Origin of the sequence: Enterobacter cloacae complex sp. P43RS (assembly GCF_014930585.1) — a bacterium.
GTDB lineage: Bacteria > Pseudomonadota > Gammaproteobacteria > Enterobacterales > Enterobacteriaceae > Enterobacter > Enterobacter bugandensis.
This window is the reverse complement of the sequence record NZ_JADBRJ010000007.1, coordinates 127,018-145,612: the sequence shown is the minus strand read 5'-3', so window position 1 is coordinate 145,612 and position 18,595 is coordinate 127,018. Positions and strand designations below refer to the sequence as shown.

Below are 18,595 nucleotides of genomic sequence, written 5' to 3'. Positions count from 1 at the left end.
AATCCAATGGCGGGAAAAGCCCGTTTATTCGGGCTCTTTTCGATGATTTTGCCGTAAACCGCCTCAGGCGACGTAACCCCCCTGAGGCGGAATAGACAATCAGAAGCCGAGGCTGTCCAGCAGGTCGTCCACCTGATCCTGGCTTGCCACGACGCCCGCCTTGCTGGCGTCGAGCTGCGGACCATTAAGCAGGCTTTCGTTCTCGCGTTTTGGACGGGCAGCCGGTTCCGGGATGTTCTCCAGCAGCACCATCAGCAGCTGGCGCTCAATCTCCTGAATCACATCCATCATGCGCTTGATGACCTGACCGGTCAGATCCTGGAAATCCTGCGCCATCATGATGTCCAGCAGCTGGGCGTTGGTGAAGCTGGTGTGGCCCGGTACATCCCCCAGGAACTGACGGGTGTCGGTGACCAGCTCGCGGGCATCCGCCAGCTCGATGGGGTTCTCAAACCACTCATCCCAGCGTTGGGTCAGGGCTTTCGCGCCCTTTTCCATCGCATCCTGGTGCGGCTGTGAGGCTTCAACGCTGTTCAGCGCACGCTCAGCTGCCTGAGCGGTCATCTGCACAACGTAGTCCAGACGGTCGCGGGCGTCCGGGATCGCTTCCGCCGCTTCGGCAATGGCCTGATCCAGCCCCAGTTCACGCAGGCTGTCACGCAGCATGCGCGTCAGGCTGCCGATGCGGACGATGATGTCGCTCGGCGAGTGTTCTTCAACGGGTTTCATTGCAGGTTGCATCATCACCAACACCTCACATGCCGAGTTTCTCGAAGATCTTACCGAGCTTCTCTTCCAGGGTCGCTGCGGTGAATGGCTTCACCACGTAGCCGCTTGCGCCCGCCTGTGCAGCGGCAATGATGTTCTCTTTTTTCGCTTCTGCAGTGACCATCAGCACCGGCATAGACGCCATGCCCGCGTCCGCACGAATGGTTTTCAGTAGCTCCAGACCGTCCATATTCGGCATGTTCCAGTCGGAGATGACAAAACCAAACCCGCCAGCCTGCAGCTTGTTCAGCGCATCCACGCCGTCTTCTGCTTCTTCAACGTTGTTGAAGCCCAGCTCTTTCAGCAGGTTGCGCACAATGCGACGCATGGTGGAAAAGTCATCCACAACCAAAAACTTAAGCTCTTTATCCGCCATAAAATAATACTCCTGAGTCAAATACGTATTGCCTGTCCGGCACTGATTTTCGCCAGCATCTGCTGGCTTACCTGGCTAAGATCGACCACTTCGCTCACGCCACCCATATTGATGGCCTCGCGCGGCATGCCGAACACCACACAACTTGCTTCATTCTGCGCAATCGTCCAGGCGCCAGCCTGGTGCATTGCAAGCATTCCGGCGGCACCGTCGTTGCCCATCCCCGTCAGGATCACCCCAACGGCGTTGCGCCCCGCATGTTTCGCCACCGAATGAAACAGCACATCCACCGACGGACGGTGCCGGTTAACCGGCGGTCCGTCATGAATTTTGATTTGATAGTTAGCGCCGCTGCGCGCCAGCTCCATATGCTTGTCCCCCGGCGCGATATAAGCATGTCCCGGCAGCACGCGCTCGCCGTCTTCCGCCTCTTTCACGCTGATCTGGCACAGCTTGTTCAGACGTTCGGCGAAGGAGCGGGTAAAGCCAGGCGGCATATGCTGCGTGATCAGAATACCCGGACTTGAAAGCGGCAATGGCTGGAGTACATGGCGAATTGCCTCTGTTCCTCCGGTTGACGCCCCAATAACCAGCAGTTTTTCCGAGCTGAGTAACGGTCCGGCCTTCAGGGTTGCCGGCGCGGCCATCGGCTTGTGGGCCGCGAGCTTCGCGCGCGAGGCGGTGCGAATTTTCTCGGCGATCATCTCGCTGTACGCCAGCATCCCCTCGCGAATGCCGAGCTGCGGTTTGGTGACAAAATCCACCGCTCCCAGCTCCAGCGCGCGCAGGGTGATTTCCGATCCTTTCCCGGTCAGGGAGGAGACCATCACCACCGGCATGGGACGCAGGCGCATCAATTTCTCAAGGAAATCTATGCCATCCATGCGCGGCATCTCGACATCCAGCGTTAGCACGTCGGGGTTATATTTTTTAATTAAATCCCGCGCTACCAGCGGATCCGGCGCAGTGGCCACCATCTCCATGTCGCTGTGGCTATTGATGATTTCAGTCATGATCTGACGCATCAGCGCTGAATCATCGACAGACAATACCCTGATTTTACTCATGCTTTTTCCTTACTCAGCGCATATACCGTTTGCCCACGCAGGCTAAACTCACGCGCGAGGTTGCTGAAGTTTTCCGAATGCCCGGCAAACAGTAAACCGTCAGGCTTGAGCAACGGAACAAACCGACGCAGAATGTCCTGTTGCGTCGTTTTATCAAAATAGATCATGACGTTACGGCAAAAAATGGCGTCGAAAGGCCCCGGCACGTTGTACTGCTTATCGAGCAGGTTAACGGGCGCGAATTCGACGCAGTTCGCCAGCTCCTGGCGTACGCGAACCAGGCCTTCATGCGGCCCCGTACCGCGCATGAAATAACGCTGCAGCTGCTGCGGCGACAGCGTTTTCAGCTCGTCCTGGCGATACACGCCGTTGCGCGCTTTCTCCAGCACTTCGGTATCAATATCGCTGGCGTAGACCTTCCAGCGTCCCGGCGCCATGCCCAGCGTATCGGCAAGGGTGATCGCCAGCGAGTACGGCTCTTCGCCCGTTGAGGCGGCCGCACTCCATACGCGATACTCCCCGGTGCGACGGCGCGCATGCTCGGCCAGAACCGGAAAGTGGTGGGCTTCACGGAAAAAGGCCGTCAGGTTGGTCGTGAGTGAGTTAATAAAAGCCTGCCACTCCGCGCTGTTCTGGTTCGCTTCGAGCATGCTCAGATAGCGGCCAAAATCATCCAGCCCCAGCGTACGCAAGCGCCGCACCAGTCGGTTGTAGACCATGTCCCGCTTATGATCCGCAAGCACGATCCCCGCACGCTGGTAGATTAACTGACATATCCGACGAAAATGCGCGTCGGACAGCGCGAGGCGCTGTGTCATCTGCAACAATAATGACGTTTGCCCAGGGGGCATTGGTGATGTCATAGCGCCTTCTTAATTACATTCAGGATACAACTGGCACGGCCTGTGACCGCCCGACTTCTGTTACTGCTTCAACGTGCTCTTTCACATTAAATACCGCGACCAGCCCGGTGAGACGATCCGCCTGGCTGGCCAGCTGATCGGTTGCCGCTGCCGCTTCCTCAACTAACGAGGCATTCTGTTGCGTCACCTGATCCATCTGGCTGACGGCCTGAGCCACCTGCTCTATCCCGCGACGCTGTTCGTCCGACGCCGAGGCAATTTCGCCCATGATGTCGTTAACCCGCGTCACGGAGGTGACGATCTCGTGCATGGTATGCGCCGCCGTATCCACCAGGGCAGACCCCTGCTGGACGCGAGAGACCGACTCTTCAATGAGGGACTTAATCTCTTTCGCCGCGTTGGCGCTGCGGCTCGCCAGGTTTCGCACTTCACCTGCCACCACCGCAAACCCACGTCCCTGCTCGCCGGCGCGCGCCGCTTCCACGGCGGCGTTCAGCGCCAGGATGTTGGTCTGAAACGCAATACCGTCAATCACGCTGATGATGTCGCCGATCTTCTGCGAGCTGGCGGCAATCTCCTGCATGGTGCTGGCCACGTGAGAGGCCTGATCGCCCCCTCTCTTCGCCGTCAGCGCCGCCTGTTTTGACAGGTCAGACGCCTGGCGCGCGTTATCGGCGTTCTGGCTTACCGTCGCGGTCAGCTGTTCCATACTGGCCGCCGTCTGCGCCAGCGACGCCGCCTGCTGCTCGGTGCGGGACGAGAGATCGTTATTCCCCGCCGCAATCTCTGAGATCCCCGTATGCATGGCGTAACTGCCCTGACGCACGTCGGATACCGTTTCCCGCAGCGACCCCTGCATGGCCTTCAGGCTGGCAAAGATCGCCGAAATTTCGTTTTTGCCAAACACCGCCACCGGACGCGCCAGATCCCCCTTCGCAATACTGTCGAAGTGGCTGCTGATAATCGCCAGCGGCTGCACAATCATTCTGCGCGCCCAGAGCAGCGCCCCGCCGGTCAGCAGCCCCGCCAGAATCACAACGACGGCAAAGATAACGCCGGACATGTGATAGCTGGTGCGGCTTGCTTCACCGGCGCGCAGAACAGACCGATTGATATCCTGCTGCCATGCGTCAAAGCTGCCGTCAAACGCCGCCTGAGACGCCTGGACCGGAGCGGTCATGAAGTCCGAAAGCTGGTTGTTCTCAAGCCAGGTCGCCTGGTGATCCAGATCGCTGTACCACTGCTCAAAGTTCTTTTTCATGGCCGCCTTCAGCGCTTTCTCTTTCTCGCCGTCGGCCGCCTGCGCCGTGAAGGCCTTAAACTGTGCGTCTGCCTGCTTCAGGCTGTCGCGCGCCGTTGCCATCAGCGCCTTAATGTCATCCGGCGGATAGCTGAGCGCGGTTAAGGTTCCTGCCTTGTTCAGCGCAGTGCTTGCCTGCAACAGCACGGCACGCGTTTGTGCCAGTGCGGAGCGCTGTTGATTACTCGCCTCAACGTCCTGCAAATTCTGATAGCCATCGCGAAACGCCCAAAAAGACAACCCGTTACTGCCAACCTGCAACACACCGCAAAGGATCAGAATCAAAAACAGTGTGGTCGAGATACGAATACGATTTAACATCCACGCTCCCATCAAGCGGCAAGCAGCCGCGGTTTAATTGTCAGTCAAAATGTTTCCCAGTTTTCATCTTGTCCGGTCGTTGCAGCACGCGTGCGGGTGACCGCCGTGTCGGCGGCTGGCGCGCGGTACGTAGCTTGCGCAGTGACCGTATTTCCAGCGAGTGAAGCGAGACGAAACGCCGAGACGGCCATCTTCAGACGGCTCGCCTGGTCTTCCAGTGCAGCGGCCGCCGCAGCGGACTCCTGCACCAGGGCGGCGTTTTGCTGTGTCACGCGGTCCATTTCCGATACCGCCAAGGCAACCTGGTCGATACCACGACTCTGCTCATCGGACGCAGAGGCGATTTCACCCATGATGTCCGTCACGCGGGTAACGGCATTCACGATGTCATTCATGGTCTCCCCGGCACTCTCCACCAGCACGGAGCCGGTATCCACGCGGGAGACGGAGTCTTCAATCAGGGATTTAATCTCTTTTGCCGCGTTGGCGCTGCGGCTGGCAAGGTTGCGCACTTCCCCGGCCACCACCGCAAACCCGCGCCCCTGCTCACCCGCGCGCGCTGCTTCCACGGCGGCGTTGAGCGCGAGGATGTTGGTCTGGAAGGCAATGCCGTCGATGACGCTGATGATGTCGGCGATTTTCTTCGAGCTGTCGGCAATTTCGTGCATGGTTTTCACCACGCCATCCACCACGCGACCGCCGCGCTGCGCGGTTTCGGAGGCGCTTTCCGCCAGCTGAGACGCCTGGCGGGCGTTATCGGCGTTCTGCTTCACGGTTGCGGTGAGCTGCTCCATGCTGGCGGCCGTCTCTTCCAGCGCCGACGCCTGCTGCTCGGTACGGGATGAGAGATCGTTATTCCCCATCGCGATTTCGCTGGTGCCGGTATAGATCGCCTCGGATCCGTTACGCACGTTGGCGACGGTCTCGATCAATGAACGCTGCATGTGGTCGACGCTGTTGGCCAGCTCGGTGATCTCGTTACGTCCGGAAACGGTCAGCGTTTTGGTCAGATCGCCAGAGGCAATCTCGCGAATATGGGCAATCACGCGGCCGAGAGGGTTCAGCAGGATGTGGCGAATGCCGTACCACACAGCGAACAGCACAATGACCAGCGCCAGGGCCAATACCGCCATCTGCCATTTCGCAAAGCGGTAGTCATTCTGGCTTTCAGTAAAGGCCGAGTGATACAGATCGCCGCTGGCCTTCGCGTATTCCCCCAGCGCCGCGCCGAGTGCGTTTTGCATCCCCTGCGTCGGCTGTGCGAAGTAGGCATCCATGTTGCCGCTCTCCAGGAACTGGATCAGCTCCGTCAGCCCGGCATAGTAGGCGCTGTATTTTTCATCAATGTTCTGGCTCACCTGCGCCATAGCAGGCTGCGGTGCGATTTGCCTGAAGGCGGCGTAGTGTTTAGCCGCGTCGGCCAGCGTGGCCCGGGCATTTTTTAGCAGATCGGTTTTCGCGCTGCTCTGCTGATTGTTCGGATCCATCATCATGCGCGCGGACGAGCGGCTCAGGTTGATGCGCGTTTGCAGCATCAGATCCCACGTCGACGTGAGCTCACTCTGCTGCAGGCGGAGATCGTTCGAGGCGGCGAAGCTGTCCTGGTTCTGTTTTAACGACGAGAAAAAAAGCCCGCCGGAGATAAGCTGAAGTAGTGCGAAAATGACCAGCACCATCATTAGCATTGTGACAACGCGGATACGGTTCAACATACAACACCTTCTCATAGATTTATTAACGGTGTTATCGGCACAGGCCACAGGAACTTTACATTTGCGAAAGGGAAAAGCGCGGGGTTAAAACGCGACGTCAACAATCAGCGTATCGGTGTAGGTGCCGGCGGGCGGCGTGGCCTGACTGGTCAGAACTTTGGCAGTGTAGTTGTAGGTCCGCAGTAAACCGTCAGAGCTGACCTGTGAGGAGGTCGCGCTGGTCCAGCGCTCGGTGCCGCTGCCGCCCCAGCGGTTAGTGGTGGCTTCTTTATAGATGTCATAACTCAGGGTGTTACTGCCGCTTACCATCCGGCGGACATTATTGAGCGCATTGGCACCGTTATTAATGCCGATGGTATAGGTGCTGCCTTTGGTACAGGTGACGGCAATGGCCTGGGAAACGGTGGGAAAACTTTGCACCAGCGGCGCGCTGGTAAAGTTCACGTCCGGCGTGGTCATGGCGCTGCAGTCGTTGGTGACGTTCATGTTAAGCAGAATGCTGGTCGTTGCGGTTCCCGACTGGGGAGATGTACACAGGCTTCCAAGACCGATGGCGCAGACGTTGTAGTTGATACTGAAGGTCAGCAGCACCTGGTAAGGCCCGGCGGTGACGTTTTGTCCGGCGACGGTGCGAAAATAGAGCGGTATGTTGTACCGTTTTGACCCGAGTAGCCCCAGCAGTGTGTTCCCGCTCCAGGTATAGGCTTTGCTTATCTGCACCTCGCTGCTGCTCGCGCACTGTGATAATCCGCACAGCCGGGTGGGGATCACGTCCGTGATGGCCGCGTTATCCGTACGCTTCATGGTGGCGCGGCTGTTGCCCGATACCGACGCTGCGGTGTAGTTCAGGGTCACCGAGTCGTTGGTCAGCACATTGAGAACGGCATCACACGCTACCACCAGCGTACCGGTGGTTTCCACCTCCCCGTTTCCGCTCAGCGCAAACGACGTGACGCTGCCAAACGACGCATTGACCGTACTGACGGTACACGCCGCCCAGCCGCCGCCGGAGAACAGCAGCAGCGTTAACAGCAGCAGGCGTATCATGGTCCCTCCCGACAAACCAGCGGACCGTAGGTTTGCAGCTTGTGCTCCGGATTGGCCCCCACGGTCAGGGTCGCCGTGCAGCGCTTTCCAGCAGGGGTGATCACCTCAAGCGGGTTGACATCGCTGAGGTTTTCCAGCCAGGCGATACCGTCATACCCTACCACCGCATTGCTGCGCGAGGCGCGTCGGACCTGGCTTCCCACCGGGATCGCCTGGCCCTGCGCATCGTGCAGGATGACGCTCGCCACCCGCTCCTGCTCCATCGGGAAGTCCACCAGATAGCCGCTGTGACGGCGAATGGCGATCCGCCGCTCTGTCTCCTTCAGCCTGGTATCCGCCGGCAGATTCAGCGTATCGATCCGGTAGCTTGCCGGATAATAGGCCGACACCCCGCTGACCAGCAGGTAGCCGTTGTTGTTCGTTTTGCCGACGGGCTGGTTCTCAAAGCTGACGGGCACGTCCGGATGGCCGTCGGTGCTGATCACTACGAACGCATCGTTGATTTTGTTTGCCGCGAACAGCTCGCCGTCCATCAGAACAATGGCGCCCATCGCCTCGCCCCACCAGGTCATAGTGTCCCTTTCGCCATAGCCGCCGCCCTGCAGTTCAATATTGTTATTGCGCCAGCCCAGCGTACCTTGCTGATAATCGCTGGATTTTGACTGGTTGGCCCAGGCCATGTTCCAGCTAAACCCGCCGTCAGAAGGCATAGAGTGGTTATAGTTAAGGCGCTGCGAACTGCCTGCATCCGGGGTGTTTTCGAAGGTGACGGCAGCGCTGTCGCGTTCCCCCAGCGGCACCTGCAGCGACAGCGCGACCGTCCAGTCCCCACGCTGCTGGTCCCGGCTGCCGGCCAGGTAAATGCTGCTTGACCCCCAGAGATTGCGGCTCCAGGAGAGATTCAGCAGTTCCGTTTTTTGGCTGTCAAAGCTCTCCACGCCGATCCAGGCCGCGCCGATATTGCCGTACTGCCCCAGATTGAAGGTCAGAGAATACTGGTCCGTATTGCGGCTAAAGCTGGCGATGGGCCGGTCATTTTCGTCATACACCGTCGGCTGATCGTAAAGAGCGAGATTGCCAAAGCCGCGATCGCGACGGGTGTGCTGGGTCGCGACGCTAAATTCGCTGGTGCTGTACTGATAGCCCCAGCTGATTTGCCCGCCGTCGTCTCCGCGCATGCGGCTTTGTGAGTAGGCCGTATTCACCACGCCAAACCGCCCCAGCTTTATCACCGTCCCCGCCCCGCCCAGCGCCAGCTCTTCTGCCCCTTCCGCGTGGCCCTCCAGCGTCAGCCAGTCGGTCACCCCATAGCGATACGAGCCGCTGCCTGCCGCAGGGCCGTAGTCAAAATTCCTGATGCCGTAATTGCGGCGCAGGCTGCCGAGCGTTACGGCCCCGTCGCTCAGCCCTGTTTTAAGCAAATCGCTGGTGACGTAAAACGGCAACGTGGTGCTCACCTGGCGTCCCAGCGCATCGGTGGTGACCAGTACCGCATCCCCCGCCCCGTTGATATAGGGCAGATTAGTCAGGGTGAAGGGCCCCGGCTGAAGCTGAGTTGAGCCGGATCGATAGCCGTTGATAAAGAGATCCACCGAGGTGGGGACCGCGGCCTCCCCCGAAAATTCGGGCAGCGGCCATGTCACCAGGTCCGGGCGCAGGGAGAAATCGCGTCCGTAGCTGATACCGCCCATCCGCACGCTGGAGGTCCAGCTCAGGGCATCGCTGATCACGTCTCCGGCGCTCCAGGTGGTCGCGTCATCCTCATTCGTTATCAGCAGCGTGGTGTCATAGCGAACATACCCTTCCTGCTGACCGTCGTTTCCGGTGAAGTTTTTCCGGGCGTATCCGGTGGAAGAAAACGAGCCGTTCTCGTCGAAGTAGCGGAGTTCATGCCAGAGCGACGCCTGGCCGCCAATGTGCTCCGTGTGGTTGGTGTAGAGATCGTAATTCAGCAGCGCCCCGCGTCCGTAGTGCGGTTTGGACTGCGCCGTTTGCGCGCTAAAGGGGGTTACCCGGGCGGTGATCCAGTCCCGGGGAAGGGTCAGCAGCAGGCGCTGCGCGGCGCTGTCGTACTCCACACGAACCTGGCTCAGCGAGGCAAGATTCACCTCTCCGGCGGGCACATGCTCCGGGGGAAGCCCCGCGCGCAGCAAATCGGCGCTGGAGATAAAGAAAGCGCCGTTGCGTTGCGTCACGGGAACCACCAGACCGGTGTCGTAGTGGTTGAGCACGAGGGCAAGCTGAAAGACCGCTTCATCATTTACCGCCTGTGCCTGGGGAGGCGGCGGCAAACTGTCGTCGCCGGGATCGCCCCAGGCCGTGGTACTGACGCAAAGCAGCATCATCATTGCCGGCTTCAGTTGACGGGAGGCGACTGCCATTGTTCGTCCCTGGCATTAATCTGTGCGCTCATCCGGTCTGGCTGACGAATGCCAGCGGGTATCGGCCAGCTGCGGGTGCTGCCCGGCAGAACGTACCCCAGTAACCCCTCCGCAACGGTGCGTTTTTGTCCCCCCTGCGTCAGCGACACCTGGCTAAGCCTGACGTGCACATCCCCCTGATTACGCACCTGTAATGCAGGTTGTCCTCCCTCCTGCGTCACCCGCCAGCTCAGGCTTCGGGTCTCCACCAGCGCGTGGTGCGCCCCCTCTTTTAGGGTCGGGATCCCCTGTCCGTAGACAAACAGCGGAATGGAGTAACGCATCTGTAATTTGAGGCCGATGGCGGGTGCAGCTTTGGCGTCAGGCTGCGGGATTTCATCCACGATAATGCGGTAGGCCTGTTCGACGCCCGCGGGAACTGCGCCCTGTTTAATAAGACGAATCAGCTGCTTATTGCCTTTCTGGATGGTGACTATGGGTGGGCTGGCGACCACGTCCTGCTGGGCGCTATAGCGTTCGTGTCCGCCCTCCTGCTTCCAGCGCACAATGCGCACCTGCATGGTCGTTGCACTGTTCCCCTGGTTCTGGATCCACAGCTCCGTGGCGTTAGCATCTGCGGCAAGCCACGGATCGATGGGCCAGAGCAGAATGGTGGCCGCCGCCTGCACCTGTCCGGCTGCCGCGACACCTGACAACACGCCCGCCAGACACAAATGCCTGATAAATGGCTTCATTGCCTCTCTCCCTTTATTACCATGACAAGGTCACGGTGAGCCGATCGGAATAGGTTCCTGCCGGGCTAAACCCGGTCAGTAGCGCCACGCCAAAAAGCGGCAGCGCGATATTATTGCTGTTGGTATAGGTTACCGGTATCGCCTGGTTAACCCCGATTTCGCTGTTCGCGGCCAACGAACTGCTGCTGTACAGCCGGTAAGGGACCATTTCCGTCCCGTTCGCGCGTTTCATTCGGCGAACGGATGAATAATTCTGGCCACCATCAATACTCATACTCAGCGCCACGCCCGGCGTGCAGGCGATGGACAGCGCCCCGTTCGGCACAAAGCTGGTGCTCACCGGCGCGCTTTCCACGCCGTTATGGGTGCCAAAATCCAGCGTACCGAGAAGCCCCCCGCTGCCGGTAGCCACTGCACACCCCGGTACAATGTTCGCGCTGACCTTAAAGGATTGCGATGTCACCGCCCCCGCCGTGGGGAGCAGCAGCAACCCGACGATCAGCGCGAAAAAAGGCTGCACGTGTCCCTCTGCGCTGTTGCGCAGACCTATAAAAGGTGCCTTCATGGCAGTGCAGATCTAATAGGTCACGCTGACGTTAATCGTGTCGGTATAGGTGCCTGGTACCACCGTAACGCTGTTACCGCCGCCGGTAATACGTCCGAAGAGGGTGTAACTGTCAACGCCCCCCGCCGTGGACGCGATCGGCAACGCGGCGTTATTGGCAACCACGGTATTGAAGCCGCTGTCGCTGTACAGGCTGTAAGCCACGCCCTGCGCCGTATTGGCCGTGTTTACCAGATAGCGGGCAGGCGTTCCAGGCGAGCCGACAACAGTGCCGGGTGCCGTGGAGTTGGTGTTGCCGGTGATCGCCACCGAATAGCTGGCGGTCGTGCATTGAATGGTGAAGGTATTTCCGCCGCTGGCGCCGGTTAGCTGCGTGGTCAGGGTGGAAAACGTTGCGGGATGGGTACCAAAATCGAGTATCCCGAAGTTAATGCCGCTTTGCGCGGGCGATCCGTTAATCAGACAACCGTTTGTCAGCGTCAGCGTGGCGCCAATGGTGCCGCTGCTGGTGACGGCCAGTGCATGATGGGCTGTTGTCGCAGTCAGCAACGTGCCTGCGCAGATCAAAAGGAGTTTTCTTTTCATTTACCACCCTCCAGAAGACGTCTCCGTTCCCTTGCGACATTTTATTTTTAACGTTCAAGATGTTAGCCCCGCTAAACCTTCCTCAGAGGGGGTTATTGAGAATTTAGTTTACGGATATCGCTTCGACCACCCGCGACGCGCAGAGACAAACCAATGACCTATTGACTCATTTTTTTCTTTAAAAACAGAGATTTAAAAAGAAATAGAGGGAAATTTCGCCACTTAATCTGAGGATATATCCGCTAAAGTGTGATAAGCATCACAATATATCGTTCGGGCATTAACAACAAAATTAATAAAAATTAAAAAGGAGTTGTATCCCCCTACGCTTTGCGTCAATTTATGTGCCGAATATTTTCCCGCGCAGTAATAAAAAATTTATATGTATCGGCGCGGGCGACATCTGATAGCGCATAGAGGGTCTTTTTTCGTGGCAAGTGCAAACAAACTTACACTCTTCATCGTGATATTCATGCTGGCGGGTATTCTTTCAGGGGCGGCAATTCACGAGTACGCATCTGCGGATGCCATCAAAGCCTGGTCGGATAATATTACCCTTCTGACCGATATTTTCCTCCGTCTGATCAAAATGGTTATTGCGCCGCTGGTCTTCAGCACGCTGACCGTGGGCATTATGAAGCTGGGAGAAACCTCCACCATAGGCCGGGTGGGCGGAAAAGCGATGGTATGGTTCATCAGTTCATCCGTGCTTTCTATTCTGGTCGGACTGTTTATCGTCACGCTGGAGCGTCCGGGAAGCGGCCTGAACCTGACTATTCCAACCGAGGCGGTGGATACCGGTCTGGCCGTGGGCGGGATGACGCTGAAAGCGTTCCTGTCTCACACCATTCCCACCAGCATCGCGGGGGCGATGTCGAACAATGAGATCCTGCAGATTGTGGTGTTCTCGATGTTCTTCGGCATCGGCGGCGCGTCGCTGGGGCAGAAATTCAACGCGCCGCTGGTGGCCGCACTGGATGTGGTTTCCCATATCATGCTGAAGGTAACGGGTTACGTAATGTACGTTGCGCCACTGGCCATCTTCGCGGCGATCTCCTCCGTCATTGCCACGCAGGGTCTGGGCATCCTGTTGAACTACGCCTCCTTTATTGGCGGCTACTACGTTGCCATTCTTCTCACCTGCATGGTGCTGCTGGCCGTGGGTTACATGGTGCTGAAAAAAGAGGTGTTTCGCCTGGTCAGCATGCTGAAAGATCCGGTGCTGGTCGCATTCACCACCAGCAGTTCTGAAGCGGCCTACCCTAAAACGCTGGAGCAGCTGGAGCGCTTTGGCTGCTCGCGCAATATCGCCTCTTTCGTTCTGCCGATTGGCTACTCCTTCAACCTCGTGGGGTCAATGGTGTACTGCTCGTTTGCCTCGATGTTTATTGCGCAGGCGTACAACATTCACCTGAGCTTCTCTGAGGTGACGGTGCTGATGTTAACCCTGATGCTGGCGTCAAAAGGCATTGCGGGCGTGCCGCGTTCTTCGCTGGTGGTGCTGGCCGCAACGATCCCGAGCTTTAACATTCCGGTGGCGGGGATCCTGCTGCTGATGGGGATCGACCACTTCCTGGATATGGGGCGTTCCGCGATTAACGTGCTGGGGAACGGGATTGCGACGGCGATGCTCTCGCAGAATGAAGGTGCGCGGGAAGCTGAAGCTGAACTGGTAAAGCAGGAAGCGTAATGGCATGAAAAAGGGTGAGGCCTGATGCCCTCACCCCAGCCCTCACCCACAGGGAGAGGGAGCAAACACTAAAAACGGCAACCTGGGTTGCCGTTTTGCATTTACCTACGCTACATGATTCGCCGCGATATCCAGCAGCGCCATCTCTTCGCTGTTCAGCAGCTTCTCGATGTTCACCAGAATCAGCATACGCTCGCCGAGCGCCCCCAGGCCGGTCAGGTATTCGGTCGACAGCGTGACCGCAAACTCCGGCGCAGGACGAATCTGGTCAGAGGTCAGGGAAAGCACGTCAGATACGCCATCCACCACGATACCCACCACGCGCTGTCCCAGGTTCAGGACGATCACGACGGTATTGTCGTTGTAGTCAACGTCGCCCTGGCTGAACTTCACGCGCAGATCCACGATTGGCACAATCACGCCGCGCAGGTTAGTGACGCCTTTAATAAACGCTGGCGTGTTAGCGATGCGGGTAACCTGGTCGTAACCACGAATTTCCTGCACTTTCAGGATATCGATGCCGTACTCCTCATCGCCCAAAGTGAATACCAGGAACTCCTGCCCTGATGGCTCGCCCGCCAGTTTCGTTACATTACTCATACCGGTCATGTTATTACCTTCTACTTAATCAGGCGGCTGTGTACGCCACACGTTGTTCACGATTTAATCCCTGAAGCGCCGACACGTCGACGATCAGCGCCACGCTACCATCCCCCAGAATGGTGGCAGCAGAAATACCCGGCACCTTGCGGTAGTTGCTTTCGAGATTCTTCACCACCACCTGGTGCTGACCAATCAGCTGATCGACCAGCAGCGCGTAGCGACGGCCCGCGCTTTGCAGGATCACCACGATACCCTGCGTGGCCTCGGTCTTCGCCCCGTCCACTTCGAACACTTTCCACAGCTCGACCAGCGGCAGGTACTCACCGCGCACTTCGAGAACGCGCTCGCCGCCCGCCAGCGGATGCAGATCTTCTTCACGCGGCTGGAGGGATTCCATCACCGCGTTCAGCGGCAGAATGAAGACTTCGTCCGCGACTTTGACCGACATGCCGTCGAGGATCGCCAGCGTCAGCGGGAGCAGGATGCGGATGGTGGTGCCGGAGCCCTGTTTAGACTGGATCTCAACGTGGCCGCCCATCTCCTGAATGTTACGTTTCACCACGTCCATGCCAACGCCGCGTCCGGAAACGTCCGTCACCTGCTCGGCGGTCGAGAAGCCCGGCGCGAAGATCAGCATGCCCACTTCTTCGTCGGTCATGTTTTCATTCACCGCCATCCCCTGTGAAATGGCTTTCGCCAGGATGCGCTCGCGGTTAAGGCCCGCGCCGTCGTCGGTCACTTCGATGCAGATGTTCCCGCCCTGATGTTCCGCAGAGAGGATCAGATTCCCGACCGGAGATTTCCCGGCGGCAATGCGGTTTTCCGGCAGTTCAATACCGTGGTCGAGGCTGTTACGCACCAGGTGCGTTAACGGGTCGATGATGCGCTCGATCAGGCTCTTATCCAGCTCCGTTGAGCTGCCCATCAGGGTCAGTTCAATCTGCTTATTTAGCTTGCTGGCAAGGTCGCGCACCAGGCGCGGGAAGCGGCTGAAGACATATTCCATCGGCATCATGCGGATGGACATGACCGATTCCTGCAGGTCGCGGGCATTACGCTGAAGCTGGCCCATGCTGGTGATCAGATCGCCGTGCGTGACCGGGTCGAGTTCGTTAGAACGCTGCGCCAGCATGGACTGGGTGATCACCAGTTCGCCAACCAGGTTAATCAGCTGGTCAACCTTCTCAACGGCAACGCGAATGCTGGTGGACTCACTGGAGCGCGCGGCCGGTTTTTCACCACGGCCAGGCGCCGCGGCCTCTTTTGGCACCGCCTTCAGCGCCGGGGCCGCTGGGGCCACTGCCGGTGCGGCGGCCTGGGCAACGACAGCAACCTCTTCTTCTGCAGCCGGAGCTGCTACCGCGGCGGCTTCCGTTTCGAAGGCGATCTGGTCGGCTTCAATGACAAAGCACAGCACCGCCACGATATCGTCCTGACTGATACCGTCATCGAGGGTCGCCGCGAGGCTGTCTTTGCCTTTCACTACGTTACTTAATTTCGCCAGGTTACCCAGCTCTTCTTCCAGCAGGTTAACTTCGCTCTCTTTCAGGCGTGACAGCACAACGCGCAGCTTGCCCGCTTGCGCGGCGGCTGGCGCGGCCTCTTCAGCAGCAACCGCATCGACAACGCTCAGCTTTGCCGCAGGGACAACGGCTGCAGCGACCTCACCTTTTGCTTCCAGGGCGAGCTGGCGCAGCGCATTGCAGATGTATTCAAAGCTGGCGGCATCAGGCTCTGCCGAACTTTTATAGGCGTCCAGCTGTTCCTGCATAATATCTTTGGTTTCCAAAAACAGGTTGATAATGTCGGTATTGAGCTGCATCTCACCGCGTCGTGCTTCATCAAGCAGGTTTTCCATTAAATGGGTCGTTTCCTGCAGGATGGTAAATCCAAACGTTCCGGCTCCGCCTTTAATAGAATGCGCCGCGCGGAAGATGGCATTGAGCTGCTCGGAGTCCGGTGCTTCGGGCACCAGATCGAGCAAATGTTGCTCCATATCCGCCAACAGTTCGTCGGCTTCATCGAAGAATGTCTGGTAAAAATCGCTAATATCCATGCTCACGCTATCACCTCGGATTGGCTGGTGGCGATGTTGGAACGGCAGCCGCAGGGACGGCCCCAGGCTGTTTTAAATCGTCCAGTGACTCATTCTGACTTTCGGCGTTTTCGTGCAGGATGGCCTGCTCCGCCTGCTGGTTCAGCACTAAAAGACTGATACGACGGTTGATGGCGTCATCCGGCCCGCGGTCGGAGACCCGCATGGTTGCTGCCATGCCGACCACGCGCAGTACCTTGCCATCATCAAGCCCACCTGCCACCAGCTCGCGACGCGAGGCGTTGGCACGATCGGCAGAAAGCTCCCAGTTGCTGTATCCCTTCTCCCCACTGGCGTACGGGAAGTCATCCGTGTGGCCCGAAAGGCTGATTCGGTTAGGAATGCCGTTCAGCACCGGCGCAATGGCGCGTAAAATATCGCGCATGTACGGCTCAACTTCCGCACTCCCGGTTTTAAACATCGGGCGGTTCTGGCTGTCGATAATCTGAATACGCAGCCCTTCCTGGACCAGATCGATTTTCAGGTGCGGCCGCAGCGCGCGCAGTTTAGGATCTGCTTCAATCAGCTGGTCGAGATCGCCACGCAGTTTTTTCAGACGCGCCTGCTCCATCTTGCGTTTCAGCTCGTCGATGTTCGGCTCTTTTTTCACCTCACCCTTCTGCTGGGTGTAATCATCGCCGCCGCCAGGGATCGGGCTTTCGCTGTTAGAGATACGCGGCCCACCAGTCACCGCCGTCGCCAGCGGGGTACGGAAATATTCGGCAATCTGGATAAGCTCCTTCGGGCTGGAGATGGAGATCAGCCACATCACCAGAAAGAACGCCATCATTGCGGTCATAAAGTCGGCGTACGCGATTTTCCAGGAGCCGTGGGAACCGTGCCCACCGCCCTTGTGCTTGCGTTTTTTGACGATGACGATCGGATGGGACTGGTTTTTCATGCGTCCTCAGTTGTCGTCTGTTGGTTTGGGTTTTTCACCGCGCGCACGTGTTCTTCAAGCTCGATAAACGACGGACGCTCGCTGGAGTAAAGCGTTTTACGGCCAAATTCAACCGCGATCGGTGGCGCGTAACCGTTGAGGTTAGAGAGCAGCGTGATCTTCACGCACTGCATCATTTTGGTGGTTTCCGCGCTTTTCTGGCGCAGCACGCTTGCCAGCGGAGAGATAAAACCATAAGCCAGCAAAATACCGAGGAAGGTGCCCACCATCGCGTGGGCAATCAGCGCGCCCAGTTCAGCCGCCGGGCGGTCCGCCGAGGCCAGGGCGTGTACCACCCCCATGACCGCCGCCACGATACCAAACGCCGGAAGGGAGTCGCCAACCAGCGCCAGGCTATTGGCCGGCACTTCAGATTCGCTTTCGTGGGTTTCGATCTCTTCGTCCATCAGCGCTTCAATTTCGAAGGTATTCATATTGCCGCTGATGATGAGACGCAGGTAATCGACGATGAAATCCAGCATCATGGCGTCCGCCAGAATGCGCGGATAGCTGGCAAAAATTTCGCTCTCTTTCGGGTTTTCGATATCCCGTTCAAGCGAGAACATCCCCTGCTGACGCGACTTCGCCATCAGGCGATAGAGCAGCGCCAGCAGATCCATATACATGCTTTTGGTGTATTTCGAGCGACGGAAAAGCAATGGAATTGCCTTCAACGTGCCCTTGATCGATTTACCGTTGTTGCCAACGATAAAAGCCCCTACCCCTGCGCCGCCGATGATAATAAGTTCAGCCGGTTGATAGAGTGCTCCAAGGTGCCCGCCGGTCATCATGTAACCGCCGAAAACTGTACCGAGAACTACCAGGTAACCTAATAAGATAAGCACGACATCATCCTTCCGCTAGTGACTATGGCAAGGACGTCCAGCTCGCAGCGTTTACCGTTTGCGGGGTAAAAAAAAGCAGCGGTAATGACTTACCGCTGCTGGAATCTTGCCCACACGTTCGGGTTAAACAGCTTGTTCGATCTGTTCATCCAGCAGTTGTGGAATAATATCGGCAGCATCCCGGGAAAGTTTACGTCTTTTTACTGCGCGGGACGGCGGCTGACATAAACTACAGGCGAAGCTGCCTGCAGGCTGATGAGCATGGGTAATAAAATTGCCGTCGCAGCAATTGCAGCGCGACAGTTCAAGCATTCCGCTCTCAACAAAACGCACCAGCGTCCATGCGCGGGTCAGCGCCAGCAGAGGGCCTTCTTCCTGCTGTGGGCATTGTTCAAGGTAAAGTTTGTACGCTTTGATCACGGCGTCTACGCCGCTACACAAACCGGTTTTGAGAAGATACTGCCAGGCATTACAGAACATGGAAGCGTGGATGTTCTGCTCCCAGGTCATAAACCAGTCCGTAGAAAACGGCAGCATGCCTTTCGGCGGGGGACTACCGCGTAACTCTTTATACAGTTTGATGAGGCGACCACGGCTCAGCTGAGTCTCGCTTTCCAGCATTTGTAAACGAGCACCCAGCGTAATCAGCTCCATGGCCAGCTGTATGTCACGCGCTTCCTGAACAATGCTTTTTTCGCTCATT

The 18,595-nt window shown here is 58.0% G+C and carries 17 protein-coding genes; 1 reads left to right on the top strand and 16 read right to left on the bottom strand.

Features of this window, described 5'->3' with window-relative positions:
• Positions 1–99: 99 nt before the first annotated feature.
• The 11 genes from cheZ to IM294_RS15660 all read right to left on the bottom strand — a co-directional run bounded on the left by cheZ (position 100) and on the right by IM294_RS15660 (position 11,719).
• Positions 100–744, bottom strand: a complete 645-nt coding sequence (gene cheZ, locus IM294_RS15710; protein WP_028013643.1) for a protein phosphatase CheZ — start codon at positions 742–744, stop codon at positions 100–102.
• A 10-nt stretch (positions 745–754) separates the two neighbouring features.
• Positions 755–1,144, bottom strand: coding sequence for a chemotaxis response regulator CheY (gene cheY, locus IM294_RS15705; RefSeq protein WP_008500431.1), 390 nt, complete (start codon positions 1,142–1,144; stop codon positions 755–757).
• 17 nt (positions 1,145–1,161) lie between these two features.
• A complete protein-coding gene (locus IM294_RS15700; protein WP_014884341.1) occupies positions 1,162–2,211 on the bottom strand; it encodes a chemotaxis response regulator protein-glutamate methylesterase in 1,050 nt (349 codons plus the stop codon).
• Positions 2,208–3,074, bottom strand: a complete 867-nt coding sequence (gene cheR, locus IM294_RS15695; protein ID WP_014884342.1) for a protein-glutamate O-methyltransferase CheR — start codon at positions 3,072–3,074, stop codon at positions 2,208–2,210. The genes IM294_RS15700 and cheR overlap by 4 nt, the downstream gene beginning before the upstream one ends.
• Positions 3,075–3,093: 19 nt before the next feature.
• Complete coding sequence (tap, locus tag IM294_RS15690; protein ID WP_126818465.1) at positions 3,094–4,695, bottom strand: methyl-accepting chemotaxis protein IV; 1,602 nt, start codon at positions 4,693–4,695, stop codon at positions 3,094–3,096.
• A 44-nt stretch (positions 4,696–4,739) separates the two neighbouring features.
• The gene (tar, locus tag IM294_RS15685; protein WP_047367823.1) at positions 4,740–6,407 is read right to left on the bottom strand and encodes a methyl-accepting chemotaxis protein II; all 1,668 of its coding nucleotides are present in this window, start codon (positions 6,405–6,407) and stop codon (positions 4,740–4,742) included.
• 84 nt (positions 6,408–6,491) lie between these two features.
• Positions 6,492–7,454 (bottom strand): spore coat U domain-containing protein, encoded by a 963-nt coding sequence (locus tag IM294_RS15680; RefSeq protein WP_126818464.1) that lies wholly within the window; start codon positions 7,452–7,454, stop codon positions 6,492–6,494.
• A complete protein-coding gene (locus IM294_RS15675) occupies positions 7,451–9,835 on the bottom strand; it encodes a fimbria/pilus outer membrane usher protein (RefSeq protein ID WP_126818463.1) in 2,385 nt (794 codons plus the stop codon). The genes IM294_RS15680 and IM294_RS15675 overlap by 4 nt, the downstream gene beginning before the upstream one ends.
• On the bottom strand, positions 9,811–10,569 hold the full coding sequence (locus IM294_RS15670) for a molecular chaperone (RefSeq protein ID WP_126818462.1): 759 nt from the start codon (positions 10,567–10,569) through the stop codon (positions 9,811–9,813). The genes IM294_RS15675 and IM294_RS15670 overlap by 25 nt, the downstream gene beginning before the upstream one ends.
• A 16-nt stretch (positions 10,570–10,585) precedes the next feature.
• Entirely contained in the window at positions 10,586–11,134 is a 549-nt protein-coding gene (locus tag IM294_RS15665) for a spore coat U domain-containing protein (RefSeq protein WP_126818461.1), read from the bottom strand.
• Between the two features lie 12 nt (positions 11,135–11,146).
• On the bottom strand, positions 11,147–11,719 hold the full coding sequence (locus tag IM294_RS15660) for a spore coat protein U domain-containing protein (RefSeq protein ID WP_048959826.1): 573 nt from the start codon (positions 11,717–11,719) through the stop codon (positions 11,147–11,149).
• Positions 11,720–12,149: 430 nt separating this feature from the next.
• On the opposite strand from IM294_RS15660, the gene IM294_RS15655 reads away from it, so the two are divergent.
• A complete protein-coding gene (locus IM294_RS15655; RefSeq protein ID WP_028013651.1) occupies positions 12,150–13,409 on the top strand; it encodes a dicarboxylate/amino acid:cation symporter in 1,260 nt (419 codons plus the stop codon).
• A 105-nt stretch (positions 13,410–13,514) separates the two neighbouring features.
• Here IM294_RS15655 and cheW read toward each other — a convergent pair whose 3' ends face one another.
• The 5 genes from cheW to flhC all read right to left on the bottom strand — a co-directional run bounded on the left by cheW (position 13,515) and on the right by flhC (position 18,594).
• Entirely contained in the window at positions 13,515–14,018 is a 504-nt protein-coding gene (gene cheW, locus IM294_RS15650; RefSeq protein ID WP_014884351.1) for a chemotaxis protein CheW, read from the bottom strand.
• A 19-nt stretch (positions 14,019–14,037) separates the two neighbouring features.
• Positions 14,038–16,074, bottom strand: coding sequence for a chemotaxis protein CheA (gene cheA, locus IM294_RS15645; protein WP_193360363.1), 2,037 nt, complete (start codon positions 16,072–16,074; stop codon positions 14,038–14,040).
• A gap of 4 nt (positions 16,075–16,078) precedes the next feature.
• Positions 16,079–17,008: a flagellar motor protein MotB gene (gene motB, locus IM294_RS15640; RefSeq protein WP_028013653.1), complete on the bottom strand. Its 930-nt coding sequence runs from the start codon at positions 17,006–17,008 to the stop codon at positions 16,079–16,081.
• The gene (gene motA, locus IM294_RS15635) at positions 17,005–17,892 is read right to left on the bottom strand and encodes a flagellar motor stator protein MotA (RefSeq protein WP_008500417.1); all 888 of its coding nucleotides are present in this window, start codon (positions 17,890–17,892) and stop codon (positions 17,005–17,007) included. The genes motB and motA overlap by 4 nt, the downstream gene beginning before the upstream one ends.
• Positions 17,893–18,015: 123 nt before the next feature.
• Positions 18,016–18,594: a flagellar transcriptional regulator FlhC gene (gene flhC, locus IM294_RS15630; RefSeq protein WP_013096051.1), complete on the bottom strand. Its 579-nt coding sequence runs from the start codon at positions 18,592–18,594 to the stop codon at positions 18,016–18,018.
• Between the last annotated feature and the right edge of the window lies 1 nt (position 18,595).

Coding starts and splice junctions, on each gene's coding strand:
- IM294_RS15680 (WP_126818464.1), bottom strand. CDS start 7,454: ATGATACGCCTGCTGCTGTTAACGCTGCTGCTGTTCTCCGGCGGCGGC.
- tap (WP_126818465.1), bottom strand. CDS start 4,695: ATGTTAAATCGTATTCGTATCTCGACCACACTGTTTTTGATTCTGATC.
- IM294_RS15700 (WP_014884341.1), bottom strand. CDS start 2,211: ATGAGTAAAATCAGGGTATTGTCTGTCGATGATTCAGCGCTGATGCGT.
- motB (WP_028013653.1), bottom strand. CDS start 17,008: ATGAAAAACCAGTCCCATCCGATCGTCATCGTCAAAAAACGCAAGCAC.
- cheZ (WP_028013643.1), bottom strand. CDS start 744: ATGATGCAACCTGCAATGAAACCCGTTGAAGAACACTCGCCGAGCGAC.
- cheY (WP_008500431.1), bottom strand. CDS start 1,144: ATGGCGGATAAAGAGCTTAAGTTTTTGGTTGTGGATGACTTTTCCACC.
- tar (WP_047367823.1), bottom strand. CDS start 6,407: ATGTTGAACCGTATCCGCGTTGTCACAATGCTAATGATGGTGCTGGTC.
- IM294_RS15665 (WP_126818461.1), bottom strand. CDS start 11,134: ATGAAGGCACCTTTTATAGGTCTGCGCAACAGCGCAGAGGGACACGTG.
- IM294_RS15670 (WP_126818462.1), bottom strand. CDS start 10,569: ATGAAGCCATTTATCAGGCATTTGTGTCTGGCGGGCGTGTTGTCAGGT.
- cheR (WP_014884342.1), bottom strand. CDS start 3,074: ATGACATCACCAATGCCCCCTGGGCAAACGTCATTATTGTTGCAGATG.
- cheW (WP_014884351.1), bottom strand. CDS start 14,018: ATGACCGGTATGAGTAATGTAACGAAACTGGCGGGCGAGCCATCAGGG.
- IM294_RS15675 (WP_126818463.1), bottom strand. CDS start 9,835: ATGGCAGTCGCCTCCCGTCAACTGAAGCCGGCAATGATGATGCTGCTT.
- flhC (WP_013096051.1), bottom strand. CDS start 18,594: ATGAGCGAAAAAAGCATTGTTCAGGAAGCGCGTGACATACAGCTGGCC.
- IM294_RS15660 (WP_048959826.1), bottom strand. CDS start 11,719: ATGAAAAGAAAACTCCTTTTGATCTGCGCAGGCACGTTGCTGACTGCG.